Genomic DNA, 3,315 nt, shown 5'->3' with positions numbered 1-3,315 from the left:
GGTACCGCCCTGCCCGAGCCGCTCGTCGCCGCGGTGCACGGTCTCGACCTGCACGCCGGGCTGCTCGCTGACGGTGATCTGCGCCTTCCCGTTGGCGCGCGCCGAGCCGTCGTGCAGACCACGCAACCGGCGCAGCGGGGTGAACCGCCAGATCTCGTCACGACCGCTGGGCACCTCGAACGCGTCGACATCGAACGACGCGAACAGCTCGCCCTTGTTGGCAGCGGTGAGCGCCGAACCCTCAACCGCCTCAGTCATGTTCGTCACTAGCCGACCGAGCCTTCCATCTGCAGCTCGATCAGCCGGTTGAGCTCCAGGGCGTACTCCATGGGCAGTTCCTTGGCGATCGGCTCGACGAAGCCGCGCACCACCATGGCCATCGCCTCGTCCTCGGTGAGCCCGCGGCTCATCAGGTAGAACAGCTGGTTCTCGCTGACCTTGGACACGGTGGCCTCGTGACCCATCGTGACGTCGTCCTCGCGGATGTCGACGTACGGGTAGGTGTCACTGCGGCTGATCGTATCGACCAGCAGCGCATCGCATTTCACGCTGGAGCGCGAACCGTGCGCGCCCTTGTTGACCTGGACGAGCCCGCGGTAGGAGGTGCGGCCGCCGCCGCGCGCCACCGACTTCGAGACGATGTTGCTCGACGTGTTCGGCGCCAGGTGCAGCATTTTGGCGCCCGCGTCCTGGTGCTGCCCCTCGCCTGCGAAGGCGACCGACAGCACCTCGCCCTTGGCGTGCTCGCCGGTCATCCAGACGGCCGGGTACTTCATGGTGACCTTGGACCCGATGTTGCCGTCGACCCACTCCATGGTGGCACCGGCTTCGGCGCGCGCCCGCTTCGTGACCAGGTTGTAGACGTTGTTCGACCAGTTTTGAATGGTCGTGTAACGGCAACGGCCACCGGGCTTTACGATAATTTCCACGACTGCGGAGTGCAGCGAGTCCGACGTGTAGATCGGGGCGGTACAGCCCTCCACGTAGTGCACGTAGGCGTTTTCGTCGACGATGATCAGCGTCCGCTCGAACTGGCCCATGTTCTCGGTGTTGATCCGGAAGTAGGCCTGCAGCGGGATGTCGACGCGCACACCCGGCGGGACGTAGATGAACGAACCACCGCTCCACACCGCGGTGTTCAGCGCGGAGAACTTGTTGTCGCCCGCGGGAATCACCGTTCCGAAGTACTGCTGGAACAGCTCCGGGTGCTCGCGCAGCCCGGTGTCGGTGTCCATGAAGATGACGCCCTGGGACTCCAGGTCCTCACGGATCTGGTGGTAGACCACCTCGGACTCGTACTGCGCCGCCACACCGGCGACCAGCCGCTGCTTCTCGGCCTCGGGGATGCCGAGCCTGTCGTAGGTGTTGCGGATGTCCTCGGGCAGATCATCCCAAGAGGCGGCCTGCTTTTCGGTGGACCGCACGAAGTACTTGATGTTGTCGAAGTCGATGCCCTCCAGGTTCGAACCCCACGACGGCATCGGCTTGCGCTCGAAGATGCGCAGCGCCTTGAGCCTGGTCTGCAGCATCCACTCGGGCTCGCTCTTCTTCCCCGAGATGTCGCGGACCACCGCCTCCGACAACCCGCGCTGCGCGCTGGCGCCCGCGACGTCGGAGTCCGCCCAGCCGTAGCCGTACCGGCCCAGCGAGTCGATTGTCTGCTCCTGCGTCAGCGGCTCGACAGCGGCTGTGTCGACAGTCTTTTGGGCCTCTGGCGTGAGGGTCATAACGACGCTCCTTTGGTGCTCGTGTTGTCGGTCATGTAGCGCCGGTCCTCCGCATCGCTTCGCTTTGCGTCGTCGCCGGCGCGGCGCGGGCTGGGCGCCGTGGTCGCCGTCTGTGTCAGGGGTACGTGGGTGGTGCAGGCGCAATCGCCGTTGACGATCGTCGCCAACCGCTGCACGTGGGTACCCAGCACCTCCGCCATCGCCTGCTGTTCGGCGTCGCACAGTTCCGGGAATTCCTCGGCGACGTGCGACACCGGGCAGTGGTGCTGGCAGATCTGCACCCCGTGAATCGGGCCGCCCACCCGCGTGGTGGTGGCCACGAAGCCGGCTTTCGACATTGCCGCGGCGATCCGCTCGGCGGCAGCCTCGACATCCGCGTCATCCGCGCTGTCGGCCGCGGCGACCCCGGCCAGGACGCTGTCGATCCGCTGCCGGGCGAACCGCTGGACCGCCTCCTCGCCGCCGATCTCGCGCAGCTGGCGCATGGCCGCCGACGCCAGGTCGTCGTAGGCGTGGTCGAGCTTGGCCCGGCCGGCCGCGGTCAGCCGGTAACGCTTGGCGGGGCGTCCCCGCCCCATCTGCTGCCAGGCCGCGGCGGCGGTGGACTCGGCGTCGCCCGCGTCGATCAAAACGTCCAGGTGACGCCGCACACCGGCGGCCGACAAGCCGAGCCGGTCACCGATCTCACCGGCGGTGATCGATCCGGACTCCACCAGCAACCGCACGATCGCGCGGCGGGTGTGCCCGTCGGGCACCGCGGCGCCCACCGCGTCGACGGCGGCGTCATCGGGGCTGGTCCGGATTTTCACAACACCAGTGTGACGCAATTCCGGAGATCGGTCTAGCAAGGGTGCCCTCTGTCCGCGTTGCGCTGCTCACACCGCGGGCGGTGCGATAGCGACGGTTACGCTGCTGTGATGGCAGCCCGCCACCACACGCTCAGCTCGTCGATCGCCAGCCTGCATGGCGACGAGCAAGCGGTGGGTTCGCCGCTGAACGATACCGAGCTGACCGCGCTGCAGCGCACCCGCCTGTTCGGTGCCACCGGCACCGTGCTGATGGCGATCGGGGCGCTGGGCGCCGGGGCCCGGCCCGTCGTGCAGGACCCCACGTTCGGGGTCCGGTTGCTCAACCTGCCCTCGCGGATCCAGACGGTTTCGCTGACGATGACGTCGACCGGGGCCGTCATGATGGCGCTGGCCTGGCTGATGCTCGGCCGGTTCGCACTCGGCAACAGGCGCATGTCGCGCGGCGACCTCGACCGCACGCTGCTGCTCTGGATCGTGCCGCTGCTGATCGCACCGCCCATGTACAGCAAAGACGTCTACTCCTACCTGGCGCAAAGCCAGATTTCGCTGGAGGGCCTCGATCCCTATCGAGTGGGCCCGGCTTCCGGGCTCGGCCTGTCGCACGTGTTCACGCTGTCCGTCCCCACCCTGTGGCGGGAGACCCCGGCGCCCTACGGCCCGCTGTTTTTGTGGATCGGACGCGGGATCTCGGCGCTCACGGGAGAGAACATCGTCGCCGCCGTGCTCTGCCATCGGCTGGTCGAGCTCGTCGGCGTCGCGCTGATCGTCTGGGCTACCCC

Annotated in this window: 3 protein-coding genes and 1 pseudogene; 1 reads left to right on the top strand and 3 read right to left on the bottom strand. The window is 67.7% G+C overall.

What is annotated here, in order from left to right; all coding sequences use genetic code 11:
- The 3 genes and pseudogenes from JOZ00_RS09580 to JOZ00_RS09570 all read right to left on the bottom strand — a co-directional run.
- Positions 1-258: pseudogene (locus tag JOZ00_RS09580) on the bottom strand (Fe-S cluster assembly protein SufD); the annotation flags it as partial.
- 8 nt (positions 259-266) lie between these two features.
- Positions 267-1,727, bottom strand: coding sequence for a Fe-S cluster assembly protein SufB (sufB, locus tag JOZ00_RS09575; protein WP_293343019.1), 1,461 nt, complete (start codon positions 1,725-1,727; stop codon positions 267-269).
- Positions 1,724-2,575, bottom strand: coding sequence for a metalloregulator ArsR/SmtB family transcription factor (locus JOZ00_RS09570; RefSeq protein WP_293343016.1), 852 nt, complete (start codon positions 2,573-2,575; stop codon positions 1,724-1,726). The genes sufB and JOZ00_RS09570 overlap by 4 nt, the downstream gene beginning before the upstream one ends.
- 69 nt (positions 2,576-2,644) lie before the next feature.
- Here JOZ00_RS09570 and mptB point away from each other — a divergent pair.
- Positions 2,645-3,315, top strand: a 671-nt coding sequence (gene mptB, locus JOZ00_RS09565) for a polyprenol phosphomannose-dependent alpha 1,6 mannosyltransferase MptB (RefSeq protein WP_293343013.1), incomplete at its 3' end; no start/stop codon positions are given.

Source organism: Mycobacterium sp., from assembly GCF_019243155.1.
In the GTDB taxonomy this organism is placed as follows: Bacteria; Actinomycetota; Actinomycetes; order Mycobacteriales; family Mycobacteriaceae; genus Mycobacterium.
Note: the sequence above shows the minus strand (reverse complement) of the source record. Positions and strands in the feature narration are given on the sequence as shown.